This is a genomic window from Nonomuraea sp. 3-1Str (genome assembly GCF_031570565.1).
GTDB lineage: Bacteria > Actinomycetota > Actinomycetes > Streptosporangiales > Streptosporangiaceae > Nonomuraea.
The window spans coordinates 122,902-145,986 of sequence record NZ_JALHBK010000017.1; the positions used below are offsets into that span (position 1 = coordinate 122,902).

The window sequence follows — 23,085 nt, forward strand, 5'->3', positions numbered from 1 at the left end:
GGGCCGCGCGGCGGAGCGCGGCCCGCGGTGCGTCGCGCCTGACGGGCTTGACGGGCGCTACGCGGCCCTGGCGCGCTTGCGGCGCTGGAACGGCAGGAACCGGTCGGCCAGGTGGGGGCGGGACGGGGTCAGCGTCGGCTCGACCGCCAGGATGCGGTCGAAGCGGAACGCCCGGATGGCCCGGCGCATCCGGCACACCCCGACGAGGTACCAGTACTCCCGGTGGACCAGGCACGTCACCGGCTCCACGTCACGGACGGTGACGTGCCCGGCGGCGTCGCAGTAGTGGAGCCGGATCATCATCCGGCTGGTGATGGCGTCGGCGATGAGACGGGCCCGGGAGGCGACCTCCATGGGCAGGGGGTCGGTGAGCGTCGACAGTGTGGCGGCGATGACGTCGTCGTCGAGCTCCAGATGCTCCAGAGCGTGCTGCAGGCCGCGCCTGGCGGTGGCGGCCTGGGGGCCCGTGCCGAGGTGGGCCAGAGAGAGGGCGAGGGCGGCGATCTCGGCGGTCGTCAGCGGGCGGGTGGTGGGCTTCACGACTCTAGCCATACCCCTACGATACGGAGCGCCACCGACAATTTTCGAAAGCGTGTGCGCAAGCAAGGGAACACTGACCCCCGCGGACAGCGCCGCCCGGCGCCCCTCGACGGGGGAGCCGGGCGGTGCGCCGGGTGTCAGCGGGAGAGCTGGGTGAGGTCGCGCGAGGCGCCGGTCGAGGCGGACGTGGTCATCGCCGCGTACGCCTGGAGCGCCACGCTGACGGGCCGCTCGCGGTCGCGCGGGCGGTAGCCGCCGAGGTCGGCCAGCAGCCGCTCGCGCCGCGCCGCCAGCTCGGCCTCCGGCACCCGCAGCTCCAGCGCGCGCGACGGGATGTCGATGTCGATGATGTCGCCGTCCTCGACCAGGGCGATCGCGCCGCCCTCGGCGGCCTCCGGCGAGGCGTGGCCGATCGACAGCCCGGACGTGCCGCCGGAGAAGCGCCCGTCGGTCACGAGCGCGCACGCCTTGCCCAGGCCCCTGCCCTTGAGGAACGAGGTCGGGTAGAGCATCTCCTGCATGCCCGGGCCGCCCTTCGGGCCCTCGTAGCGGATGACCACCACGTCGCCCTCCTTCACCCGCCCGCCGAGGATGCCCTCGACGGCCTGCTCCTGCGACTCGAACACGACCGCCGGCCCGCTGAACTTCCAGATCGACTCGTCGACGCCGGCGGTCTTGACCACCGCCCCGTCACGGGCGATGTTGCCGTAGAGCACGGCCAGGCCGCCGTCGGCGGAGTAGGCGTGCTCGAGGTCGCGCACGCAGCCCTCGGCGCGGTCGAGGTCGAGGTCGTCCCAGCGGTTGTCCTGGGAGTACGGCTTGACCGTGCGGACGTTGCCGGGCGCGGCGTGCCACAGCTCGACGGCCTCCGGCAGCACCTGGGGCGAGAGCGGGTCCCACTGGGCCAGCATCGAGCCGAGGGTGCCGCCGTTGACCGTCGGCACGTCGCGGTGGAGCAGCCCGGCGCGGTCGAGCTCGCCCAGGATGGCGGGGATGCCGCCGGCGCGGTGGACGTCCTCGACGTGGTACTTGTTCGTCGCGGGCGCCACCTTGCACAGGCAGGGCACGCGCAGCGAGATCTCGTTGATCTCCTTGAGGCCGAAGTCGACGCCCGCCTCGCGGGCCGCGGCCAGGATGTGCAGGATCGTGTTGGTCGAGCCGCCCATGGCCACGTCGAGCGTCATCGCGTTCTCGAACGCGTCACGCGTGCCGATCGAACGCGGCAGCACCGACTCGTCGTCGTCCTCGTAGTAGCGGCGGGTGATCTCGACGAGCCGCCGGCCGGCGTCCTCGAACAGCTTCTTGCGCGACCGGTGGGTGGCCAGGATCGTGCCGTTGCCGGGCAGCCCCAGGCCCATGGCCTCGACCAGGCAGTTCATCGAGTTGGCGGTGAACATGCCGGAGCAGGACCCGCAGGTCGGGCAGGCCGCCTCCTCCATCTCCAGCAGCGTGGCGTCGGAGACGGAGTCGTCGGCGGCGGCGACCATGGGGTCGACCAGGTCGAGCTTGCGGCCGGGCGTCTTGCCCGCCTCCATGGGGCCGCCCGAGACGAAGACCGTCGGGATGTTCAGCCGGAACGCGGCCAGCAGCATGCCAGGCGTGATCTTGTCGCAGTTGGAGACGCAGATCAGAGCGTCGGCGCAGTGGGCGTTGACCATGTACTCGACGGCGTCGGCGATCAGCTCCCGCGAGGGCAGGGAGTAGAGCATGCCGCCGTGGCCCATGGCGATGCCGTCGTCGACGGCGATCGTGTTGAACTCACGCGGGATCGCCCCGGCCTCGCGGATCGCGGCGGAGACCACATCGCCGACCTCGCGCAGGTGCACGTGCCCCGGCACGAACTGGGTGAAGCTGTTGGCCACGGCGATGATGGGCTTGCCGAAGTCGCTGCCCGCTACACCGGTGGCGCGGAGCAGGGCGCGCGCGCCGACCATGTTCCTGCCGTGGGTGACCGTACGAGACCTGAGGGCGGGCATAGTGCTTCTCCCATCGCTTTCCAGTCTTCACATGGTACGGCCCGCCGCCCGGTGGCTGAGACAGGGTGTCCACCAGTCGGACGCTTCGCTCCCGTTCCGTGGGACGCCGGTATCGAACCCCCCAAAGTCGTCAAAAATCGGCGTAAGCTATCTTTTGTACTGACTGGTCAGTTCAAAGGGAGGGAAGCCACCGTGATCGTCGCCAAGGGCCTGTCCGTGGAGGAGGCTTACGCCGGGGTCTCCCTGGAGGCCGGACCCGGCACGCTCACCGTCGTCGCCGGTCCCGCCGGGAGCGGCCGCACCAGCCTGCTCCTCACGCTGGCCGGGCGGATGAAGCCCACGGCGGGCACCCTTGCCGTGGCGGGCCACGTCAAACCTCGCGCCATCCGCAAGGTCGCCGCGCTGGCCCTCGTGGACGGGGTGACCGACCTCGACAGGGCGCTGACCGTCGGGGAGCACCTGCGCGAGCGCGGGCGCGGGCCGTACCCGAAGCTGCTGGGACAAGCCGGGCTGCGGCTCGGCGACGCCGGCGAGCGGACGCTCGTACGCGAGCTGGACCGCGAGGGCCAGGTGCGGCTCGGTGTCGCGCTGGCGCTGCTCGACGACCCGAAGGTGATCGTCGCCGACAATGTCGACGCCGGCCTGCCGCCCGACCGGCAGGAGGCGCTCTGGACCCTGCTCGACGGCCTCGACCGCACCGTCGTCGCCTCGTGCGTGCACCCGCCCACCCGCTACGACCACCTCGTGGAGCTGTGATGAGAGGCATGCTGCGGTCGAGACTGCCCAGGCTGGCGCTGGCGGCGGTCGTCGTGCTGCCCCTGCTGTACGCGGGGCTGTACCTGTGGTCGTTCTGGGACCCGCAGGGCAACCTGGACCGCGTGCCCGTCGCGCTGGTCATGGAGGACCGGCCCGCGACGGCCGGCGGCAGGACCCTGCACGCCGGCCAGGACCTCGCCGACGAGCTGCGGGAGCGCCACGTCTTCAACTGGCACGAGGCGACCCCCCGGCAGGCCGCCGACGGCGTCAGGGACGGCAGCTACTACCTGTCGCTGACCGTCCCCGCCGACTTCAGCTCCCGGCTGGCCTCGCCCGCCGACGACGCGGGCACGCCCGAGCCCGCCCAGCTCGGCGTCCGCGTCGACACGGGGCGCAGCTACATCGTCGGCAGCATCTCCGACGCCGTGTTCAACGAGGTGCGGGCCGCCGCCGAGCGCACCGCCGTGCACGGCTACTTCGACCGGGTCTTCATCTCCATCGGCGACATCCGCGACAAGACCACCGAGGCCGCCGACGGCGCCGGCCGGCTCCACGACGGCACGGTCAAGGCCGGCGACGGCGTCTCCAAGCTCAACGACGGCCTCGGCACGGCCGAGAGCGGCGCCCGGCAGCTCTCCTCCGGCCTCGACACCGCGGGCAGCGCCACCGCCCGCCTGCGCGACGGCTCCGCGCAGGTCACCGACGGCATCACGCAGGCCCAGCGCGGCATCGGGCAGCTGCGCGGCGGCCTGACCAAGCTGCGCAGCCAGGGCACCGCCCCGCTGCGGCAGGGCGCGCGGGAGGCGTCGGCCAAGGTCCGCGCCCAGACCCGCACCGTCGACCAGATCGCCGACAAGTACGTCCCCCTCCTCAACGAGTGGGGCCCGCAGGTGGCCAGTGCCGCCGAGCGGGTCGCCGACCAGGCCGACCGGCTCCAGGACCCCGAGGCCGCCGAGCTGGCCGCCGGCGCCCGGGAGCTGGCGGCCAGCGCCCGCAGGATCGCTCAGGTGGCCCCGCAGCTCGGCCCGCGCGTGAACGAGGTCAGGCGGCAGGTCGACCAGCTCGACGCCGGCCTGGCCAAGCTCGCCGCCGGCGCCGCCAAGATCGACAGCAGCGTGGGCAAGGCGGGCCGGGGCGCCGACGAGCTCTACCGGGGCGCCACCAAGCTGCGCTCCGGGTCCGCCCAGGTCACCGGCGGGCTCACCCAGCTCGACGGCGGCCTGACCCGGCTCGGCGACGGCGCCGACCGGCTCTCCACGGGCGTGGACCGGCTGCACGACGGCGCCGGCCAGGTCGACAAGGGCCTGTCGCGGCTCGCCAAGGGCTCCAAGGACCTGGCCGACGGCCTCGGCGACGGCGCCAAGCAGATCCCCGACTACGACGCCCAGGAGCGCGACGCCCGCGCCGACATGATGAGCGACCCCGTGCACCTGGACAAGGACGTGGACAACGAGGTGCCCAACTACGGCACCGGCTTCGCCCCGTTCTTCCTGCCTCTGGCCCTCTGGGTCGGTGCGATGATCGCGTACATGGTGCTCAAGCCCCTCAACCAGCGGCGCCTGGCCGGCACGTCGGGCGCGCTGCGGATCGCGCTGTCCGGGTGGTTCCCGGCGGTCGCGCTCGGCGCCGCGCAGGTCGGCGTGCTCGCGGCCGTGCTGCGGTTCGGCCTCGGCCTGCAGGCCGCGAACTGGGCCGGCGTGGCCGGCCTGCTCCTGCTGGCCGCCGCGGCCTTCCTCGCGGTCGTGCAGGCGGTCAACGCGCTGCTCGGCCCGCCCGGCCGGGTCGTGGCCCTGGCGCTGCTGATGCTCCAGCTCACCTCGGCGGCCGGCACGTACCCGATCGAGACGTCGCCCGGCTTCTTCCAGACCATCTCGCCGTGGCTGCCGATGAGCTGGGTCGTCGCGGCGCTGCGCCGGCTGATCAGCGGCGGCGACCCGACCGTGGTCTGGCAGGCCTGCGGCGTGCTGGCCGCCTTCCTCGTGCTGGGCATCGCGCTCACCACCCTCGCCGTGCAGCGCGGCCGCACATGGACGGTCAAGCGGCTGCACCCGGAGCTGGCGCTGTGAGCCGGCAGGACACCCGGTCGAAGGTGTTCGCGGCCGCCATCGAGCTGATGGCCGAGCAGGGCTACACCGCCACGACCGTCGAGGCCATCGCCGAGCGGGCCGGGGTGGCCAAGGGCACCGTGTTCTACAACTTCGGCAGCAAGGAGGGGCTGTTCGGCGCGCTGCTGGAGCACTCGATCGGCCGGCTGGCCGAGGCCCTGGCGGCGGCCGACACCGGCGGGACCGCCCTGGAGGCGCTCGACTCCGTCGTCCTCGGCCAGCTGCTCTTCTTCGAGGAGCACGGACCGCTCGCGCGGGTGCTGCTGGCCGAGATGTGGCGGACCGCCTGGCAGGAGGCGGTGGCGCAGCTGCGCGAGCAGGCGCTCGGCGTGTACGCGGCCGTGCTGCGCCGGGCCGCCGCCGCCGGCGAGGTCAGGGCCGACCTCGACGTGGAGACCGCCGCCACCGCCGTCTTCGGCATGGTGCTGACGGTCTCCATCGAACGGCGGGCGCTCTACCCGGACCGGCCCGTGCAGCGGACCCACGCCACCCTGGCCGAGCTGCTGCACGGCCGGATCAGATGACGGCCCGCCGCGCCACGGGGCGGGTCAGTCCTCGCCGTAGCGGGCCGGCAGCACCTCGGCCGCGATCTCGTACAGGCGCTCGATCTCGGCGTCGGTCAGCGCGCGCTCGCGCTTGGTGATCCACTTGCGGGCCCGGCCGCCCTCGTAGACGTCCACCCCGCGGATCGTCATGATCTTCCAGGGGACCGCGGGGCCGTAGATCGCCAGGGACGGCACGACCTGCACCTCGCGGCCGTACACCTTGCTGATCAGCTCGCTGGCCGCCGACGCCTCCATCTTCGCCTCGGCGATGCGGGCCTTCTTGTCGAACGGGCCGTGGTAGAGCTTCTTGCCCATCTGCACGCGGACCGGCAGCTGCTTGTCCCACTTCTCGGAGTCGACCGCGTACACGCCGGTCGGCCCGACGACGAGGTGGTCGATCTGGGCCTCGGTGCCGGGGATCGCCCTCGCGTGCAGGGTGCGGTAGCCGTTGCGCTCCAGCTTGCGCAGCTGGGCCTCGGTGCGCCGCTCCGCGACGGAGGCGCGCCGCCACGCCGGCACGGTCGAGCTCGACCGGGCACGGTAGACCGCGTCGGCGATCGCCGCGATGACGCCCGCCGTCACGCCCAGCCGCCAGTCGGCGAGCAGGAAGCCGGCGACCAGCGCCACGGCGACCGCCAGCAGCGCGCGGTTGCGGAGCGAGCGGTAGCGGGGCTGCTGGATCAGGCCGCGCAGGGAGGCGCGCACCACGGGCACGGAAGCGGGCACGGACGCGGCCGCCGATCGCTCGGCGCCGCTCTGCCCGGCGGTGGCCGGGTCGGCGTCGGTCTCGGTCTCTGGTCGGTCGCTCACCCAGATGGGCGAGGCACTGCGACCGTCTTCTCGCTGGTGGTCGGAGTCCACGCGATTCACCGTAGCCCGTGGAGATCGTCGATTCCTAGTGTTGGTCCGTCCATAGTTTTATGGCTCAGGTCACCGTGTCCCGCGCCGGATTTCCGGGTATCTATTACGTTCCTCGCCAGAGATCCCTGGTGGGCGTAACGTGTGAGACTTTCACGAGCTATCCGACTCGCCGGGGTGCCGAGGCCGGGACGTCGTCAGACGGCGTCGTCGGGCAGGCGGTCGAGCAGGGCGACGACGTGCTCGCTCACCCCCGCCATCAGCGTCGAGGGCGCGATCGCCGCGTCCGCGATCGCCGAGAACAGCGACGGCAGCCCCGGCAGCGGGAACCCGTCGTCCTTCGAGGCGGCTGCGCCGATCGCGTTCTTGTCCAGGGCGGCGCGGCTGCGCTCCCACGCCTCCAGCACCTCCTCGGGCGACGGCACGCCGAACCCGTGGCCGACCGGCGCCGCGTGGCGCAGCCGTACCAGCGGGGTCTCGGCGAAGGCCAGCGCGGTGCGGGCCCGCAGACCGAGGTCGGCGCGCGGCTCCGGCGGGATCCAGTGCATCGCCGTGCACGGGTTGCGGCAGGTGGAGACGCACACCGCCAGCGCGCCGGCCACCTGGCTGTGCTGCCGGTCGAAGTAGGCGCGCCAGCCCTCGGCGGGCTCGACCGCGACCCGGAGCGTCCGGTTGGTGGCCGACTGCTCGGACTTGGTGTGGTCGCAGTCGCGGTCGCCGATCACGCCGAAGCGGCTGCCCGGGGCGCTCAGGCCGTCCGGCCAGCGCACCGGGTCGCCCGCGTGACCGAGCTGCGGCTCGAACGCCAGGAGCGGCAGGTACTCGCTGGCGATGTGCACGGCGGCGATCATCGGGCTCAGCTCGCGGCGCCGCCAGCGGATCGCGATGACCTCCAGCAGCAGCCCGTACGCGGGCCGCAGCGACTCCAGCGCCCCCCTCGGCTGCTCGCGGGGCGTCTGCGGCATGTGGCACGCCCGGGCCTGCCGCCTCAGCTCCGCGGGCACGGCCCTGGCCTCCGCCGCGAAGTCCTCGGCGTCGAGGGAGAGCAGCCGCTGCCCGAACTCGCACACATCCGCCACCTCGGCCGACGGGGCGAGCGCCCCGAGGTCGGCGAACGCGTGGCGGCGGGCGAGGGTGACGAGCAAGTCGCGCGTGGACTTCACGTGGTCACTCTCTCACGGGGCCGACCCGTCCCCCGGCAAAGCGGGCGCCTCGCCTGTTTCGCGTCAAGCAGATCATCGCCGGCCTTTTCCGCCGATGCCCGCAGACCCCGGACCCCTCAGGCCGGTCAGGGACAGGGGGCGCGGATGCACTGGATGTCGCCGGGCTCCCTGGTGGCCGACGGCTCGGGAGTCGGCTCCTGGGGGTCGGCCGTCGTCGGCTCCTGGGTGGGCTCGGGCTCGCGCGTGGTGGGCGGCGGCGTCGTCGTGGGCGGGGTCGTGCTGGGGGTCGCCGTGGGCGTGGTCGCCGTCGGCGTGACCGTGGGGGTGACGGGCGTGGGCGTGCCGCTCGGCCGCACGCTGACGCCGGTCTTGGGCGGGGGCGCGGACGGGTGGCGCGTCACGGGCGGGTCGGCCGCGGTCGTGGTCCTGCTCGTCGTGGCGGCCGGCGTCGGGCTCGTGATCGGGTCGGCGGCGCTCTGGTCGCGGGTCCAGACGGACCCGGCGACGGCCACGCTGACCGTGACGGCCGCGGCCACCGACGCCAGCGCGCTCAGCAGCCCGCGCCGCCGGCGCGAGGAGAGCCGTGCGTCCGGCTCGGCCAGCGCCCGCCGCGCCGCGCCGGCCAGCTCGGCGGCCGACGGCCAGCGCATGTCGGGCGCCTTCTCCAGCGCCCGCTGGACCACCTGCCGGGGCCCCGCGGGAATCTCCGGCGGCAGCGCCGGGACGGGCGCATGGAGGTGCTTGTAGATGATCTGCACAGGCGTGTCGCCCTCGTACGGCAGCCGCCCGGTCAGGCACTCGTACGCCACCACGCCCAGGGCGTAGACGTCGACCGCGGGGGTGACGCCGCTCGCGGTGGCCAGCTCGGGGGCGCAGTAGGCGGCCGAGCCCAGCATCGCGCCGGTGGCGGTGAGCTGACCGGCCGAGACGGAGTGCGCGATGCCGAAGTCGGTGAGCGCGACCCGCCCGTCGGGCCTGATCATCAGGTTGGCCGGCTTGACGTCACGGTGCACGATGCCCTGCGCGTGCGCGGCGCCCAGCGCGTCGGCCACCTCGGCCACCAGCCGCATGGTCTCGGCCGGATCGAGGGCCCGGCGCCGCAGGATCCGGTCGAGCGACTCGCCCTCGACGTACTCCATCACCAGGAAGCTCATCCGCCGCCCGGCGACCTCGCACGTGCCGTAGTCGTAGACGTCGACCACGCCGGGATGCCGCAGCGTGGCCATGGCGCGGGCCTCGTTCTGGAACCGCCGGGCGAACGCCGGGTTCTCGGCCAGCGCGGGCATCATCACCTTGACGGCGACGGTGCGGCCGAGAACCGTATCGGCGGCGCGCCAGACCTCGCCCATGCCGCCACCGCCGACGCGGTCGGCCAGCACGTAGCGGTCGTTGAGCGTGGTCCCGGAGCCGAGCACGCCTTCGAGGCTAACACCGGCAGGCCCATGACCAGGCCGGAATCCGCCACGGACGGCCCACCGCGGCGGGAAAGGCCGAGGGCCCCGGCACGGGGCACGGGACCCTCGGGACACCGGTCGCTACGCCGCGGACTCCGCGTCCTTGGCCCGGTTGCGCAGCGCGCGGCTGACGCCGTCCGCCCCTTCCAGGATCAGCCGGCGCAGCGCCTGCGGCGGCTGGTGCTCGGCGAGGTAGCGCTCGGCCGCCTCCACCGTCTCCGGCTCGATGAGCAGCGACGGGAAGCACCCGACCGCGAACGTCGACGCCTGGTCGAAGGTCCACTCCTTGTAGATCCGCCCGACCTCGGCGAAGTACTTGTCGCGGTACGGCTCCAGCAGCTCGACGTGCTGCGGGTCCTGCAACCCGGTGATCGTGGTGCGGGCGATGTGGTTGGCCAGCCCGCCGCTCACGACGGCCGCCCAGGCCGCCGCCTTGGCCTCGGCCGTCGGCACGGCCGCCCGGCACAGCGCCGCGGACCGCTCGCCGGTGGCGGTCGGGTCGCGCCGCAGCTCGGCCTCGATGTCCGCCTCGCCGAGCACGCCGCCCGACACCAGCGCGTGGACGAGCGTCCAGCGCAGGTCGGTGTCCACGGTCAGGCCCGCGGGCACCGCCGACCCGTCGAGGATGCCGCTGAGCAGCGCGAGGTCGCCCTCGGAGGTGGCCACCGGCGCGAACGCCTGCAGGAACGCGAGCTGGTGGTCAGAGCCCGGCTCGGCGCCCTCCAGCAGCGACCGGAGCTCGGTGGCGAGGAGAGCCAGGCCCTCCTGCCGCCAGGCCGGGTCGGCGTACTGCTGCACGGCCATCCGCGCCTGCCGCAGCACCGCCTGCAGGACCGTGATGTCCTTGACCGTGCCCACGCCCGACACCACGAGCCGGACGTAGTCGCGGGTGGACAGCTCGCCGTCGCGCGTCATGTCCCAGGCCGCCGACCAGCACAGCGCGCGGGGCAGCGACTCGGTGAAGCGGGCGATGCCGCCGTCGACCAGCGTGCGCAGCGACCGCTCGTCCAGGCGGATCTTGGCGTACGTCAGGTCGTCGTCGTTGACGAGGACCAGGTCGGGCTGCTCCTCGCCGGCCAGCTCGGGAACGGCCGTGCGGGCGCCCACGACGTCGAGCTCGACCCGCTTGACCCGGGTGAGCACGTCGCCGTCCAGCTTGTACAGACCGATCGCGACGCGGTGCGAGCGCAGCGTCGGGTAGTCGGCCGGGGCCTCCTGGAGCACCTCGAAGCTGTCGAAGCGGCCGTCGTCGGTCAGCGTGAAGGAGGGGCGCAGGGTGTTGACCCAGGCCGTCTCCAGCCACTCCTTCGACCAGGACGACAGGTCACGGCCGGAGGTCCGCTCCAGGGCGTTGAGCAGGTCCTTCAGCTCGGTGTTGCCCCAGGCGTGCTCGTTGAAGTAGTCACGCACGCCGGCCAGGAAGTTGTCCAGCCCCACGTACGCGACGAGCTGCTTGAGCACCGAGGCGCCCTTGGCGTACGTGATGCCGTCGAAGTTGACCTCGACCGCCTGCATGTCGGGGATGTCGGCGGAGATGGGGTGGGTGGAGGGGAGCTGGTCCTGGCGGTAGGCCCAGGACTTCTCCACGTTCGCGAACGTCGTCCACGCGCCCCCGCCCCAGCGCGTCGCCTCGGCCTGCGCGAGCACGGACATGTACGTGGCGAACGACTCGTTCAGCCACAGGTCGTCCCACCAGCGCATGGTGACGAGGTCGCCGAACCACATGTGCGCCATCTCGTGCAGGATCGTCTCGGCGCGCCGCTCGACCACCGCGTCGGTGACCCGGGAGCGGAAGACGTAGTCCTCCAGGAAGGTGACGCAGCCGGCGTTCTCCATCGCGCCGGCGTTGAACTCCGGCACGAAGAGCTGGTCGTACTTGCCGAACGGGTAGCGGACGCCGAACACCTTGTGGAAGAAGTCGAAGCCCTGCCGGGTGACCTCCAGGATGTTGTCGGCGTCGAGGTGCTCCGCGAGCGAGGCGCGGCAGTAGATGCCGAGCGGGATGCCGTCGTGCTCGGAGGTCACCTTGTGGTACGGACCGGCCACGAGCGCGGTGATGTACGTGGACATGACCGGCGTGGGCGGGAACTCCCACCGCTTGGCGGGCTGGGCGGCGCCGTGCTTGCCGCCCTCCGGGGCCAGGTCATCGACGCTGGAGGCGGCGGCGTTGGAGACGACCTCCCAGTCGGCCGGCGCGAGCACGGTGAGCTGGAAGGTGGCCTTGAGGTCGGGCTGGTCGAAGCAGGCGTACATGCGGTGCGCGTCGGCCGTCTCGAACTGGCTGTGCAGGTAGACCTTCTGGTCCACCGGGTCGACGAAGCGGTGCAGGCCCTCGCCGGTGCGCATGTAGGCGCAGTCGGCGTCGACGCGCAGCTCGTTGGTCCCGGCCAGGGAGGGCAGCGGGAAGCGGCCCTTGTCGGCGTCGTAGGCGGAGACGTCGAGGTCCTCGCCGTTGAGCGTGACGCGGCGCACCCGCGCGCCGTGCAGGTCGATGAAGGTGGACGCGCCGGGCTGGGTACCGGCGAAGCGGACAGTGGTGACGCTCTCGAACCGCTCGTCCCCCTCGGTCAGGTCGAGGGCGACCTCGTATGACTCGACATTCAGCAGCCGGGCGCGCTCGCGAGCCTCGTCCCGAGTCAGGTTGCCTGCCAAGTTGTGCTCCTTTTCACCACTCCGTCGGGGTAGTCGGCATCCTGTCACGTGGAATAGGAGACCGACGTTCCCAGGTTATGGCCATACATGACTACGAGGACTCCTGCCGATCTGTGGTTCGACCCCTCCTGCCCCTTCGCCTGGGCGACCTCGCGTTGGCTGATCGAGGTGGAACAGGTTCGCCCCATCGAGCCGCGCTGGCGCCTCATGAGCCTGAAGCTGCTCAACCAGGACAAGGACGTCCCCCAGGAGTACAAGGAGCGCACCGTGCGCGCCATGGGGCTCGTCCGGGTCATCGCCGCCGCCCAGCAGAAGTACGGCGACCAGGTGACCGGCCCGCTCTACACCGAGTTCGGCACCCGCCTGCACAACGAGGGCAGGTCCAAGCGGCCGGAGCTCTACCGTGAGATCGCGGAGGAGTCCCTGACGGCGGTCGGCCTGGACACCGAGGTGGTCGCCGCCATGGAGTCCGAGGAGTTCGACGACGCCATCGCCGCCTCCCACGAGGAGGGCATCGGCCTCGTCGGCGAGGACGTCGGCACCCCGATCATCCGCGTCGGCGCCAACGCCTTCTTCGGCCCCGTCATCACCCGCGTCCCGCGCGGCGAGGAGGCCGGCCGGCTGTGGGACGGCGTGCTGCTGGTGACGGCGTTCGAGGACTTCTTCGAGCTCAAGCGCACCCGCACGAGGTCGCCCCGCTTCGACTGACCCGCTCCGGCTGACGCGCCTCCGGCGCCGCCTCCACCGGTGCCCGGGGCGAGGTCCTTCCCTCCCGGGCACAGTCCCGTACCTTCCTGACGAACCCCAGTCATGCGCACGCCCTCGCCAAGTCGGGGGCGGCGCGCGAGTATGGGGCCATGCGCAAGCTGTACATCGGCGGTGCCTGGACCGCGTCGGTCTCGGGTGAGGCGATCGACGTCGTCAACCCGGCCACAGAGGAGCTCATCGACCGGGTGCCGGCGGGCGCGCCGGCCGACGTGGAGGCCGCGGTCCTGGCCGCGCGCGCAGCCTTCGCCGCCTGGTCGGGCGCCGATCCCGCGGACCGCGCCAAGCTCCTCGCCGCCGCGGCCGAGCTGCTCGAACGGCGCGCCCGCGAGGTCGCCCATGTCATCGCGACCGACATGGGGGCGCCGCTGCGATTCGCGCTCAAGGTGCAGACGCTGATGCCCGCCGGGGTGCTCGCCTCCTACGCCCGGCTGGCCGAGAGCCATCCGCGCGAGACGCGCACCGGCAACTCCCTGGTGCTCAGGGAGCCGGTCGGCGTGGTCGCCGCGATCACCCCGTGGAACTACCCGCTGCACCAGGTCGTCTGCAAGGTCGCGCCGGCGCTGGCCGCGGGCTGCACGGTCGTGCTCAAGCCGAGCGAAGTGGCGCCGCTCGCCGCGTACGCGCTGGCCGAGATCCTCGACGAGGTGGGCCTGCCGGCCGGGGTGTTCAACCTGGTCAGCGGGCGCGGACCCGTGGTGGGGGAGGCCATGGCGGCCCACCCCGAGGTGGACATGGTGTCCTTCACCGGCTCGACCGCCGCCGGCCGCAGGGTCGCGGCGCTGGCGGCCGAGGGCGTCAAACGCGTCGCGCTGGAGCTGGGCGGCAAGTCCGCCAACGTCATCCTGCCCGACGCCGACCTGGTCACGGCCGTCAGGTCCGGCGTCGCCAACTGTTTCGTCAACTCCGGCCAGACCTGCTCCGCCTGGACCCGCATGATCGTCCATCGCGACCAGTACGACGAGGCGGTGGGCCTGGCCGTCGAGGCGGCCCGGTCGTACACCGTCGGCGACCCCCTCGACGACGCCACCCGCCTCGGCCCGCTCGTCTCGGCCGTCCAGCGCGACCGCGTCATCCGCTACATCAACCGGGGCCAGGAGGAGGGCGCCCGGCTGGTCACGGGCGGCACGGAGCGGCCCCTGCCGCGCGGCTACTACGTGGAGCCCACCGTCTTCGCCGGGGTCGAGCCGGGCATGGCCATCGAGCAGGAGGAGATCTTCGGCCCGGTGCTGTCGATCGTCCCGTACACCACCGAGGAGCAGGCCGTCCGCATCGCCGACGGCACCCGCTACGGCTTGTCGGGCGCCGTCTGGGCGGGCACGGAGGAACGCGCCCTGGCCGTGGCCTGCCGCCTGCGCACCGGCCAGGTCATGATCAACGGTGGCCGCTTCAACCCCTCGGCCCCGTTCGGCGGCTACAAGCAGTCGGGCATCGGCCGGGAGCTGGGCGAGGCCGGCCTGGAGGAGTACCTGGAACTCAAGTCCCTCCAGCTGTGACTAGAGGATCATTCCGCCGGTCGCCAGGAGGTTCTGGCCGGTGATCCAGCCGCTGTCCGGGCCGGCCAGGAACGCCACGACCGAGGCGATGTCCTCGGGCCGTCCCAGCCGCCCCAGCGCCGTGAGCGCCGTCGCCCGCTGCAGCGCCTCCGGGGGGTTGCTGGAGCGCAGCATGTCGGTGTCCGTGGCGCCGGGCGAGACGGTGTTGGCGGTGATGCCGCGGGGGCCCAGCTCGCGCGCCGCCACCTTGGCGAACTGCTCGACCGCCGCCTTGCTGGCCGCGTAGAGGCCGATGCCGGGGCCGGGGATCGCGGTGTTGAGGGTGGAGATGGCGATGATCCGGCCGCCGTCGCGCATGACCCGGGACGCCCACTGGATGGCCAGGAACGTGGCGCGGGCGTTGACGGCGAACACCCGCTCGTACGTCTCCTCCGGCACCTCGGCGATGGTCCCCAGCCCGCCCTCGGCCGCGTTGGAGACGATGACGTCCACGCCGGGCAGCAGCTTCTCCGCCTCGGCGAACAGCCTCTCCAGCTCCTCCTTGACGCCCTGGTCGGCCTGTACGGCATGCGCGCCGGTCTCGTCGGCGACCCGTGCCGCCGTCTCGGCGCTGCCGAGGTAGCTGAAGACCACCTCGGCTCCGTCGGCGCGCAGCCGCTCCACGATCGCCCTGCCGATGCCCCGGGACCCGCCCGTGACCAGTGCGCCCTTGCCCGCGAGTACGGTCATGCCGCCAATCTACGCCTTAAGGATGATCTTGCGCGCCTCGTTCTTGGGGAGCCGGTCGACGTACAGCCTGCCGTCGAGGTGGTCGGTCTCGTGCTGGAAGCACCGGGCCAGCGAGCCCCGGGCCTTGACGCGCAGCGGGCGGCCGAGCCGGTCGAGGCCCTCGACCGTCACCCCGGCGGCCCGGGCGACCGGCGCGTAGATGGGCGTCCCGGTTCTCCGGTCGGGCACCGACAGGCAGCCCTCCTCGTCGAGGATCTCCTCGGGGTCGTCGACGGTCAGCACCGGGTTGATCACGTGCCCCTTGCGCCCGCTGATGTCGTAGACGAACAGCCGTCGCGACACGCCGATCTGCGGGCCGGCCAGGCCGACGCCGTCCACCGCGTACATCGCCTGGAACATCTCGTCGATCAGGCGGCGCAGCTCCCGGTCGAAGCCCTCGACGGGCTCGGCGGCCGTACGCAGGACCGGGTCGCCGATCACGCGGATCTCACGCATGGATGCTCAACTTCCGTAAGGGGCGGTCTTGGTTAGCAGTCCTTACTGTAGCGAGCCGCCGCGCCGGCCACAGCTCCTCGCGGGGTGCTGTGGAAGACTGGACGGGTGCGTGTCTACATCGGTGCCGACCATGCCGGCTATGAGCTCAAGAACCATCTCGTGTCCTGGCTGAAGGACCACGGCCACGAGGTGACCGACTGCGGTCCCTTCGTCCTCGACGCCGAGGACGACTATCCGGCGTTCTGCCTGCGGGCGGCCGAGGGCGTGGCAGGCGACCCGGCGAGCCTCGGCGTGGTCATCGGCGGGTCGGGCAACGGTGAGCAGATCGCCGCCAACAAGGTGCGCGGCATCCGCGCCGCCCTCGCCTGGAACGAGGAGACGGCCCGGCTCGCCCGCGAGCACAACGACGCCAACGTCGTCAGCGTCGGCGCCCGCATGCACTCCACGGAGGAGGCGACCAGGTTCGTGGAGGTGTTCCTGGCCACGCCGTTCTCCGGCGCCGAGCGGCACAGCCGCCGCATCGCCCAGGTCGAGAGCTACGAGACGATCGGCCAGCTCCCCTCGCTGCCGTAGCCTCCCTACGTCCTGCGCCGGGGCTCGCGCCTCGGCATCTCGTCACGCAGGGGCCGCCTGTCGGCGGCCTCCTGCTGCTCCTTCGACGGCCGCGACACGTCGCGGGCCCGCATCGCCGTCACCGCCGTGATCTGCATGCTCTGCAGTGCCATGCGCCGAGCCTACGTCAGAAGGTCAGCCCCGCCCACGGCTTCGGGCTCCACGCCATGGCCGCGGCCAGCTCCCGCACCGCGCCCGGCGTGCGCTCGCGCAGCAGCCCGGCGTCGAGCTGGGCCGTCAGGAGCCCGTCGCCCAGGTAGGCCGAGCCCAGCGCGGCGACCGGCAGCGACACGTCCGGCTCCTCCTCGACCGGCTTGCACTCCGCGCCCGCCGGGTCGGCGGTGAGCCGCCAGCGCCCCGCGTTCCACGGGCACACCTCGTCCCCGACCTCCACGACCAGGTCGACGGGTGCCGCGTAGGAGCGGGCGACGAGCGCCTTCTCCACCTCGACCACGCGTACCCACAGCTCGTCGTGCCAGCGGGCGCGCAGCTGGCGCGGATTGGCGAGCAGCGCGATGAGCGGGTCGTCCAGCGGTCTCGTGCCCGCGTCGACGCGCGTGACCAGGTCGCGGTCGAGCACACCCCGCCACAGCAGCGCGTACGCGGCCGGGTCCGCGGCGAACAGCTCCACCAGCAGCAGCTCGCCGCCGGCCATCCCGTTGTCGTCCCACGACGGCTTGATCCGGAACAGCGCGTACCCGCGCACCCCCTCGTCGTCCTCGACCACGATCGAGCGCAGCGGCCCGGCGCCCCGCTGGTCGGCCTCGTCGTCGGCCAGCACGTTGTCCCAGGTCTCCTTCGTGCGCGCGTACAGTCCCGGCCGCCTGGTCACGACGGAGGCGAACAGCCGCTCGTAGTCGGCGCGGCGCTCCTGCGGCTTCGCGACCCGCATCCGCAGCGACGGGTCCTGCGGCGCCCCCGGGACGAAGGCCGCGTCGTGGGTGCTGATGCGGAACCCCTGCTGTACGGCGGCCCTGCCGTACCCGAAACGGCCGTAGATCGAGGCCTCGGAGGCGTACAGGGCCGCGACGCTCTCGCCGCGCTCGCGCACGTCGGCGAGCTGGCGGCGCATCAGGGAGGACAGGATGCCGCTTCGGCGGTGCGAGGGCAGCACGCTGACGGCGGTGACGCCCGCGACGGGCAGCTGCCGCCCGCCGGGGACCGTCATGGTGAGGCTGTAGGCGCCCGCGAGACCCACGACGGCGTCGCCGTCGAAGGCGGCCAGCGTGCGGTCGAACTCCGTCTCGGCCTTGTACCGCTCCTTCTGGGAGGGGGTGGGGCTCCAGCCGAACGCCTCCTCCAGCACTGCGGTGGCCGCGCTCCACTCGGATTCGCCGATCGGGCGGATGGGATAGGTCATCCGTCAACCGTAGGAGCGCGTGAAGGCCGCCGGCCACCCAATATCCCCGCATCATGATCTAGGCGTTGGTCAAGTGGGCTGCCCAAACGTGTGCCAGACCGATACAGTCAGGCGCATCATGAGTTCCCGACCGGCGCCGCTGATCCCGCCACGGCTCCGCGCGCTCCTGGTGCGGGTGCCGCTGCTGGTGCCCGCCGTCCGGCTCCTTCGGCGGGCCCTGACCCGTGACCGCAACCTGCTGGTCACGCTGGTCATGCTGACGCTCGTCGTCGGCCTGCTGGCGGCGCGCGTGTCGACCGAGTGGTTCTCGCCGTCGCTGCTCATCCTCATCACGCTCGTGGGCGGCCTCCAGCTCCGGCTGGCCAGCCTGGCCAAGCTGCTGGGCGCCGTGGCGGTGGCCCTCGGCTACATCGCGCTCACCCTGGGCGTGGGCCGGATCGGGCTCGGGCTCATGGTGACGATCGGGTTCACGACCGTCCTGGCCGTGCTCATGGCGCGCACCCGCGGCAAGCTCGGCGTGCAGGGGCTGCGCGGCGACGCGATGCTGCTGGAGCTGCGCGACCGGCTGCGCAGCCAGGGCGAGCTGCCGCCGCTGCCCAAGGACTGGGGCGGCAGGGTCGTGCTCAAGCAGGCGGGCGGCTCCTCCTTCGGCGGCGACTTCCTGGTCTCCATGCGCGACGGCGACAAGGTGGACATCGCGCTGGTCGACGTGTCCGGCAAGGGCGTCGACGCGGGCACCAGGGCGCTCCTGCTGTCCGGCACGTTCGGCGGGCTGCTCGGCTCGGTCGGCGACTTCCTGCCGGCCTGCAACACCTACCTGCACCGCCAGCGCGGCGACGAGGGCTTCGTGACCGCCGTGCACGTACGCCTGGACCTGGCGACCGGCGACTACACGATCACCTCGGCCGGGCATCCGCCCGTGGTGAAGTTCGACGCGGGCACCGGCAACTGGCAGGTCTCCTCGGCCAAGGGCGTGGTCCTCGGCGTGGTGCCCGACCTGCACTGCGAGCCCGACAGCGGCACCCTGCGCAAGGGCGACGCGCTGATGTTCTTCACCGACGGCCTGATCGAGCAGCCGGGGCGCGACATCGACGCGGGCCTGGACAAGCTGCTCGGCGAGGCGGAGCGGCTGCACGCGTCGGGCTTCCACGACGGCGCGCGGGTGCTGGTCAACGCCATGGCGTCCGGGCACAACGACGACTGCGCGCTGGTGCTCATCTGGCGTCCCTGAACGCCGGGCCATGACGAACCACACGGGCGATTGGTGAAGACCGTCACTGGCCGAGGGATCTCCGCCCTGAGATCGTCGTACTTGCTTGCCCATGAGCCCGGGCCCCGGGGGAGCGGCGCGGCTTCTTCCGGGGTCCGGATCCCTGGCGGTTCCAGGGTGCGGACTCCACGTGCGGACGGGTGCCGCGCGCGGTCAGAGCCAGCCGGAGTCGCCGGCGATGCGGATGGCGTCGACGCGGTTGCGGGCCCCCGTCTTGCACATGATCCGCGACAGGTGGTTGCGCACGGTGCCGACCGACAGGCAGAGCTGGTCGGCGATCTCCGCCGAGCGGGCCCCGCCGGCCGCGACGCGCAGCACGTCCATCTCGCGCCGGGTCAGCGGGTTGGCGGCCGACTGGAGGGCGGCGGCGGCGAGCTCGGAGTCGACCGCGCGGCGGCCCGCCGCGACCTGCCGCAGCCCGTCGGCCAGCCGCTCCGGCGCGACGTCCAGACTCATGAACCCGAGCGCGTGCGCCGCGAACGCCCGGCGCACCTGACCGGGATTGGGCTGCGCGGACAGCACCAGCGCCCGGCAGCCGGGCGCCTTGTCGTGCAGCGCGGCCAGCACCGGCAGACCTCCCGCGCCGGGCAGGTCCAGGTCGACGACCGCCGTGTCGGCCCCGGACGCCAGCGCCGCCGGAACCACGTCCTCGGCGCCGCCGACCTCGGCCACGACCCGCATCCCGGGCTCGGCGCCGAGCGCGGCGACCAGGCCGCGCCGTACCAGTGGCAGGTGCTCGGCGACCAGGATCCGGATCAAGGCACTCCCATCGTCATTTCCCAGGGTGATCGTGTGATCGCGTACTGTCAACGAAGTCTCTCGGTTCGCCCAAGGGGGCGCAAGCCAAACAGATGTGCAGAGCCAGCCAGGTGTGGAGAGTTCGACTAGTCTTGGGGACTCGGGACCTTCCGTTTACCTGGAGAGCTGCCTAGATGAACTGGCTGTTCCTGGCCGGGATCGCCGTCTTCCTCATCGGACTGATGGCCTCCATCGCGCTGCACGAGATAGGCCACCTCGTGCCGGCCAAGATTTTCGGCGTCCGGGTGACCCAGTACATGGTCGGCTTCGGCACGACCGCCTGGTCGATCCGGCGGGGCGAGACCGAGTACGGCTTCAAGTGGATCCCGCTCGGCGGCTACATCCGCATGATCGGCATGCTGCCGCCGCGGCCCGGCGACGCCCCGGGCAAGCTCCGCGGCACCTCCACCGGACCGTTTCAGGGCCTCATCGAGACCGCCCGCGAGGCGGCCATGGAGGAGGTGCGGCCGGGCGACGAGGACCGGGTCTTCTACCGCAAGAAGTGGTGGCAGAAGGTCATCATCATGTCCGGCGGCCCGGCGATGAACTTCGTGCTGTCGTTCATCCTGTTCTCGATCCTGCTCGTCGGCATCGGCGTGCCGACCGCGGCCCCGATCGTCTCCCCGCAGACCAACACCTGCGTCATCCCGGTCAGCGAGAAGCGCACCGAGTGCCGTCCCACCGACCAGCCCACCCCCGCCGCCAAGGCGGGGCTCAAGCCGGGCGACAGGATCGTTTCCCTCGGCGGCCAGAAGATCGCCACCTGGGACGACGCCACCCGCCTCATCCGCGGGCACGGCGCCGGCACCGTGGCGCTGGGCATCGTGCGCGACGGCAGGCCGATGACCCTGTCCGTCACGCTCATCGCGCAGGACCGGCCGTCGCCGACCGACCCGAACAAGGTCGACAAGCAGGTCGGCTTCCTCGGCGTGCTGCCCAGTCAGGTCATGGAGAAGCAGAGCTTCGGCATGGTCGCCGGCTACATGGGCGAGCTGACCGTCCGGGTCGCCGGGTCGCTGCTCAACCTGCCGGAGAAGATGGTCGGCGTCTGGCACGCCGCCTTCTCCGGCCAGGAGCGCGACCCCGAGGGCCCCGTCGGCGTCGTGGGCGCCGGGCGGATGGGCGGCGAGATCCTCTCCTCGGACATGACCACCGAGCAGAAGGTCTACAACCTGGTGAGCCTGCTGGCCGGGTTCAACCTCGCGATCGGCATGTTCAACCTCATCCCGCTGCTGCCGCTCGACGGCGGCCACATCGCGGGCGGCCTGTGGGAGGGCCTCAAGCGGGCCTTCGCCCGCATCACCCGCCGGCCGGAGCCCGCGTACGTGGACATCGCCAAGGTGCTGCCGCTCACGTACGCGCTGGCCCTCGTGATGATCGTCATGGCGGGGCTGCTGGTCTACGCGGACCTGTTCAACCCGCTCAAACTCACCGGCTGACCCGCCGCCCGGGCCCCGCGGGGTCGCGGGCGGCGGAACAGGAAGAACGCGCCTGCCACGCACAGCAGGCCCACGCCGACGGCGCCGCCGCCCACCAAGATCTCCGTCTGGTCGATCGGCGGGTGGGCGATGGGCGCGCCGACCGGCCCGTTCCCGAAGTACTTCTTCCCCTCGTACGGCACGGCCGTGGTCTTCACCGGCGCCGCCGAGGACGCGGCCCTCACCGCGGCGCCCGCGTCCACCAGCCCGAACCCGAGGTAGGCGGTGTAGCCGGCCGGCGGCCTCTGCGCCGTCCTCACCAGGAGGTCGCGGACCTGCCGGGGCGTCAGCCGGGGGTTGGCCGACAGCATCAGCGCCGCGGTGCCCGCCACCAGCGCGCACGCCGGCGAGGTGCCGTCGCCCGACTCGTAGCCGCCCGTGTTTCTCGCGGCGTAGATGTCGACGCCGGGAGCGGCGATCGTGTTGTACGTGTGCACCTGCGAGAACTTCGCCCGGATGCCCTCCGGCGCCATCGCCGCCACCGCGATCACGCCGGGGTAGCCGGCCGGGTACGACATGGTGTTGTTCGCGTCCACCTCCAGGGGGTCGTCCGAGCCGCCGTTGCCGGCACTGGCCACGAGGACCACGCCCTTGCCGACGGCGTAGTCGACGGCCGCGGCCGTGTCCTCCTCGTAGCCGCCCCAGCCCCACTCGGCGGTGCCCAGCGACATGGAGACGACCCGGGCGCCGTGGTCGACGGCGTAGCGGATGCCCTTGGCCAGGGCGCTGCCGGCCCGCTCGCTCTCCTTGTCCGCGCCGGCCCGGCCGGCCTTGACCGCCGCCTCCGCCCGCTTGCGGGCCGGGTCCTCACGGTCCCAGATCACCCGTACGGACAGCACCCGCGAGCCCGGAGCCACGCGCAGCACGCTGGAGGCCATGGCCGTGCCGTGCTCCCCCCAGTAGCTCTTCCCGGGACGGGCGCCGCCGCCGATGAAGTCGGGGCCGCCGCTCACCCGGCCCTTGAACTCCGGATGGCTCCGCATCACGCCCGTGTCCAGGACCGCGACGGTGACGCCCTTGCCCTGGGCCACGCGCTGGGCGGCCGGCACCCGCATGGCCGACTGCTCCCAGCCGTGCGGCGCCTCGGCCAGGCCCGGCGCCGCCGTGCCGGCCACGAGAGCCGCGGTCAGGGCGGCCGCGCCCGCCATTCTGCCGATCATGGGCCCACCTTCGGGATCTGGCTGTTCAACCGGGCGGCCAGGGTTTCGGCCAGCCCCTTGGCCGTGGAGGCCCAGGCCGAGCGGTCGGCCTTCTGCTCCAGTGGCCTGTTGCCCCACGGAGCGGGCAGTTTGCCGGCGCGGCGGCCGTCCGCGGGGCCCGCGGTGACCGCCACGAACAGCGGTGTGTAGAGGTCCATGACACCCCGGCCGCCGTCGCCCGCGCGCGCGGCGTCCTTCCACTGCGTGCCGGGCGCGGCCAGGGCGCGCACCACGCGTTCCTGCCCGTCCTGAGCGTCGCGGACGTGCTCTTCGAGGTCCTCCTTGGCGGAGAGGTCACGGAAGGTCACGATCGCGACGGTCGCCGCCGTGCCGCCGGAGTCGTCGACGTACGTGGCCCGCATGGCCGCCACGCAGCCCCGCTGGGTGGCGAGCGTGGCCAGGGAGCCGGACAGCGCCGCCTTGCACGAGGTGCCGGAGGAGAGCGCGACCCTCGTCCAGCCGTGCTCGGTGCCGGGGTCGTCCTGCTTCTTGTCAGGGTCCTGCCGGCCGATCGTGGCGGGGAAGAGCTTGTCGGCGGGAAGGTTGCGCCACAGCTCCATGGAGAACTGCTTGTTGCGGATCTGCTGCTTGCTGTTCGAGACGGCGTGCCAGATGAGCCCGCCGCCGCCGAGCGCCGACAGCAGCCCGAACCCGGCGACGAGCACCCCTGCGATGATCCGGCCCGCCCCTCGCCTGCGCGGTCCGGGCGCCGGTTGCCCGCCGTGCGGAGGCACGGGCGGATGGGGGCCGCCGCTGACGTACGGTGCCTGGGGCGGGTAAGGTCCGTGCGGCCCCGGCTGCTGAGGGGGCGGCCCGTAGGGATGCCCGCCGGGC

At 72.8% G+C, this 23,085-nt stretch carries 21 protein-coding genes; 8 read left to right on the forward strand and 13 right to left on the reverse strand.

From position 1 onward, the window contains the following. Positions 1-57 precede the first annotated feature (57 nt). Both MTP10_RS25785 and ilvD read right to left on the reverse strand, forming a co-directional pair. The gene (locus tag MTP10_RS25785) at positions 58-552 is read right to left on the reverse strand and encodes a WYL domain-containing protein (RefSeq protein ID WP_310712249.1); all 495 of its coding nucleotides are present in this window, start codon (positions 550-552) and stop codon (positions 58-60) included. Between the two features lie 125 nt (positions 553-677). Further along, the gene (ilvD, locus tag MTP10_RS25790; RefSeq protein WP_310712251.1) at positions 678-2,516 is read right to left on the reverse strand and encodes a dihydroxy-acid dehydratase; all 1,839 of its coding nucleotides are present in this window, start codon (positions 2,514-2,516) and stop codon (positions 678-680) included. Between the two features lie 192 nt (positions 2,517-2,708). Here ilvD and MTP10_RS25795 point away from each other — a divergent pair, with 192 nt between their 5' ends. The 3 genes from MTP10_RS25795 to MTP10_RS25805 are packed head-to-tail and all read left to right on the forward strand — an operon-like array spanning position 2,709 to position 5,901. Beyond that, entirely contained in the window at positions 2,709-3,272 is a 564-nt protein-coding gene (locus MTP10_RS25795) for an ATP-binding cassette domain-containing protein (RefSeq protein ID WP_310712252.1), read from the forward strand. An 8-nt stretch (positions 3,273-3,280) separates the two neighbouring features. Next, positions 3,281-5,338, forward strand: a complete 2,058-nt coding sequence (locus tag MTP10_RS25800; protein WP_310712254.1) for a YhgE/Pip domain-containing protein — start codon at positions 3,281-3,283, stop codon at positions 5,336-5,338. Beyond that, positions 5,335-5,901 (forward strand): helix-turn-helix domain-containing protein, encoded by a 567-nt coding sequence (locus tag MTP10_RS25805; protein WP_310712255.1) that lies wholly within the window; start codon positions 5,335-5,337, stop codon positions 5,899-5,901. The genes MTP10_RS25800 and MTP10_RS25805 overlap by 4 nt, the downstream gene beginning before the upstream one ends. A 24-nt stretch (positions 5,902-5,925) precedes the next feature. Here the strand turns inward: MTP10_RS25805 and MTP10_RS25810 are convergent, their stop codons facing one another. From MTP10_RS25810 to pepN, 4 genes are all read right to left on the reverse strand, one after another. Continuing rightward, positions 5,926-6,732, reverse strand: a complete 807-nt coding sequence (locus tag MTP10_RS25810; protein ID WP_310712257.1) for a nuclease-related domain-containing protein — start codon at positions 6,730-6,732, stop codon at positions 5,926-5,928. Positions 6,733-6,977: 245 nt separating this feature from the next. Continuing rightward, entirely contained in the window at positions 6,978-7,943 is a 966-nt protein-coding gene (locus tag MTP10_RS25815; RefSeq protein WP_310712259.1) for a hypothetical protein, read from the reverse strand. 125 nt (positions 7,944-8,068) lie between these two features. Continuing rightward, complete coding sequence (locus MTP10_RS25820; RefSeq protein ID WP_310712261.1) at positions 8,069-9,358, reverse strand: serine/threonine-protein kinase; 1,290 nt, start codon at positions 9,356-9,358, stop codon at positions 8,069-8,071. A gap of 120 nt (positions 9,359-9,478) precedes the next feature. Beyond that, positions 9,479-12,049 carry an aminopeptidase N gene (gene pepN / locus MTP10_RS25825; protein ID WP_310712263.1) on the reverse strand — a complete coding sequence of 857 codons (2,571 nt, stop codon included), beginning with the start codon at positions 12,047-12,049 and terminating at the stop codon, positions 9,479-9,481. A gap of 87 nt (positions 12,050-12,136) precedes the next feature. Here pepN and MTP10_RS25830 point away from each other — a divergent pair, with 87 nt between their 5' ends. Next, the gene (locus MTP10_RS25830; RefSeq protein ID WP_310712265.1) at positions 12,137-12,757 is read left to right on the forward strand and encodes a disulfide bond formation protein DsbA; all 621 of its coding nucleotides are present in this window, start codon (positions 12,137-12,139) and stop codon (positions 12,755-12,757) included. Between the two features lie 149 nt (positions 12,758-12,906). Continuing rightward, positions 12,907-14,310 (forward strand): aldehyde dehydrogenase family protein, encoded by a 1,404-nt coding sequence (locus MTP10_RS25835; RefSeq protein WP_310712266.1) that lies wholly within the window; start codon positions 12,907-12,909, stop codon positions 14,308-14,310. Here MTP10_RS25835 and MTP10_RS25840 read toward each other — a convergent pair whose 3' ends face one another. Then, complete coding sequence (locus MTP10_RS25840; RefSeq protein WP_310712267.1) at positions 14,311-15,039, reverse strand: SDR family oxidoreductase; 729 nt, start codon at positions 15,037-15,039, stop codon at positions 14,311-14,313. A gap of 9 nt (positions 15,040-15,048) precedes the next feature. After that, complete coding sequence (def, locus tag MTP10_RS25845; protein WP_310712268.1) at positions 15,049-15,534, reverse strand: peptide deformylase; 486 nt, start codon at positions 15,532-15,534, stop codon at positions 15,049-15,051. A 105-nt stretch (positions 15,535-15,639) separates the two neighbouring features. Here def and MTP10_RS25850 point away from each other — a divergent pair, with 105 nt between their 5' ends. Beyond that, positions 15,640-16,107, forward strand: coding sequence for a ribose-5-phosphate isomerase (locus tag MTP10_RS25850; protein WP_310712269.1), 468 nt, complete (start codon positions 15,640-15,642; stop codon positions 16,105-16,107). Positions 16,108-16,112: 5 nt separating this feature from the next. Here MTP10_RS25850 and MTP10_RS25855 read toward each other — a convergent pair whose 3' ends face one another. Together MTP10_RS25855 and MTP10_RS25860 are read right to left on the reverse strand one after the other, a co-directional pair. Then, the gene (locus tag MTP10_RS25855) at positions 16,113-16,259 is read right to left on the reverse strand and encodes a hypothetical protein (protein WP_310712270.1); all 147 of its coding nucleotides are present in this window, start codon (positions 16,257-16,259) and stop codon (positions 16,113-16,115) included. Positions 16,260-16,273: 14 nt separating this feature from the next. Beyond that, entirely contained in the window at positions 16,274-17,506 is a 1,233-nt protein-coding gene (locus tag MTP10_RS25860; RefSeq protein ID WP_310712271.1) for a GNAT family N-acetyltransferase, read from the reverse strand. Between the two features lie 118 nt (positions 17,507-17,624). Between MTP10_RS25860 and MTP10_RS25865 the strand changes: the two genes are divergently transcribed. Beyond that, positions 17,625-18,737: a PP2C family protein-serine/threonine phosphatase gene (locus MTP10_RS25865; RefSeq protein ID WP_310712272.1), complete on the forward strand. Its 1,113-nt coding sequence runs from the start codon at positions 17,625-17,627 to the stop codon at positions 18,735-18,737. Positions 18,738-18,929: 192 nt separating this feature from the next. Here MTP10_RS25865 and MTP10_RS25870 read toward each other — a convergent pair whose 3' ends face one another. Beyond that, complete coding sequence (locus MTP10_RS25870; RefSeq protein ID WP_310712273.1) at positions 18,930-19,535, reverse strand: response regulator transcription factor; 606 nt, start codon at positions 19,533-19,535, stop codon at positions 18,930-18,932. Positions 19,536-19,708: 173 nt separating this feature from the next. On the opposite strand from MTP10_RS25870, the gene MTP10_RS25875 reads away from it, so the two are divergent. Further along, positions 19,709-21,013, forward strand: coding sequence for a site-2 protease family protein (locus MTP10_RS25875; RefSeq protein WP_310712274.1), 1,305 nt, complete (start codon positions 19,709-19,711; stop codon positions 21,011-21,013). On the opposite strand, the gene MTP10_RS25880 is transcribed toward MTP10_RS25875, so the two are convergent. Beyond that, positions 20,974-22,212: a S8 family serine peptidase gene (locus MTP10_RS25880; RefSeq protein WP_310712275.1), complete on the reverse strand. Its 1,239-nt coding sequence runs from the start codon at positions 22,210-22,212 to the stop codon at positions 20,974-20,976. The genes MTP10_RS25875 and MTP10_RS25880 overlap by 40 nt on opposite strands. Beyond that, positions 22,209-22,916, reverse strand: a complete 708-nt coding sequence (locus MTP10_RS25885) for a hypothetical protein (RefSeq protein WP_310712276.1) — start codon at positions 22,914-22,916, stop codon at positions 22,209-22,211. The genes MTP10_RS25880 and MTP10_RS25885 overlap by 4 nt, the downstream gene beginning before the upstream one ends. Positions 22,917-23,085: the final 169 nt, after the last annotated feature.

Bases quoted from the DNA above. Each gene is read 5' to 3' on its own strand.
- MTP10_RS25785 (WP_310712249.1), bottom strand. From the start codon at position 552: ATGGCTAGAGTCGTGAAGCCCACCACCCGCCCGCTGACGACCGCCGAG.
- ilvD (WP_310712251.1), bottom strand. From the start codon at position 2,516: ATGCCCGCCCTCAGGTCTCGTACGGTCACCCACGGCAGGAACATGGTC.
- MTP10_RS25800 (WP_310712254.1), top strand. From the start codon at position 3,281: ATGCTGCGGTCGAGACTGCCCAGGCTGGCGCTGGCGGCGGTCGTCGTG.
- MTP10_RS25830 (WP_310712265.1), top strand. From the start codon at position 12,137: ATGACTACGAGGACTCCTGCCGATCTGTGGTTCGACCCCTCCTGCCCC.
- MTP10_RS25835 (WP_310712266.1), top strand. From the start codon at position 12,907: ATGCGCAAGCTGTACATCGGCGGTGCCTGGACCGCGTCGGTCTCGGGT.
- MTP10_RS25840 (WP_310712267.1), bottom strand. From the start codon at position 15,039: ATGACCGTACTCGCGGGCAAGGGCGCACTGGTCACGGGCGGGTCCCGG.
- def (WP_310712268.1), bottom strand. From the start codon at position 15,534: ATGCGTGAGATCCGCGTGATCGGCGACCCGGTCCTGCGTACGGCCGCC.
- MTP10_RS25855 (WP_310712270.1), bottom strand. From the start codon at position 16,259: ATGGCACTGCAGAGCATGCAGATCACGGCGGTGACGGCGATGCGGGCC.
- MTP10_RS25860 (WP_310712271.1), bottom strand. From the start codon at position 17,506: ATGACCTATCCCATCCGCCCGATCGGCGAATCCGAGTGGAGCGCGGCC.
- MTP10_RS25865 (WP_310712272.1), top strand. From the start codon at position 17,625: ATGAGTTCCCGACCGGCGCCGCTGATCCCGCCACGGCTCCGCGCGCTC.
- MTP10_RS25875 (WP_310712274.1), top strand. From the start codon at position 19,709: ATGAACTGGCTGTTCCTGGCCGGGATCGCCGTCTTCCTCATCGGACTG.
- MTP10_RS25880 (WP_310712275.1), bottom strand. From the start codon at position 22,212: ATGATCGGCAGAATGGCGGGCGCGGCCGCCCTGACCGCGGCTCTCGTG.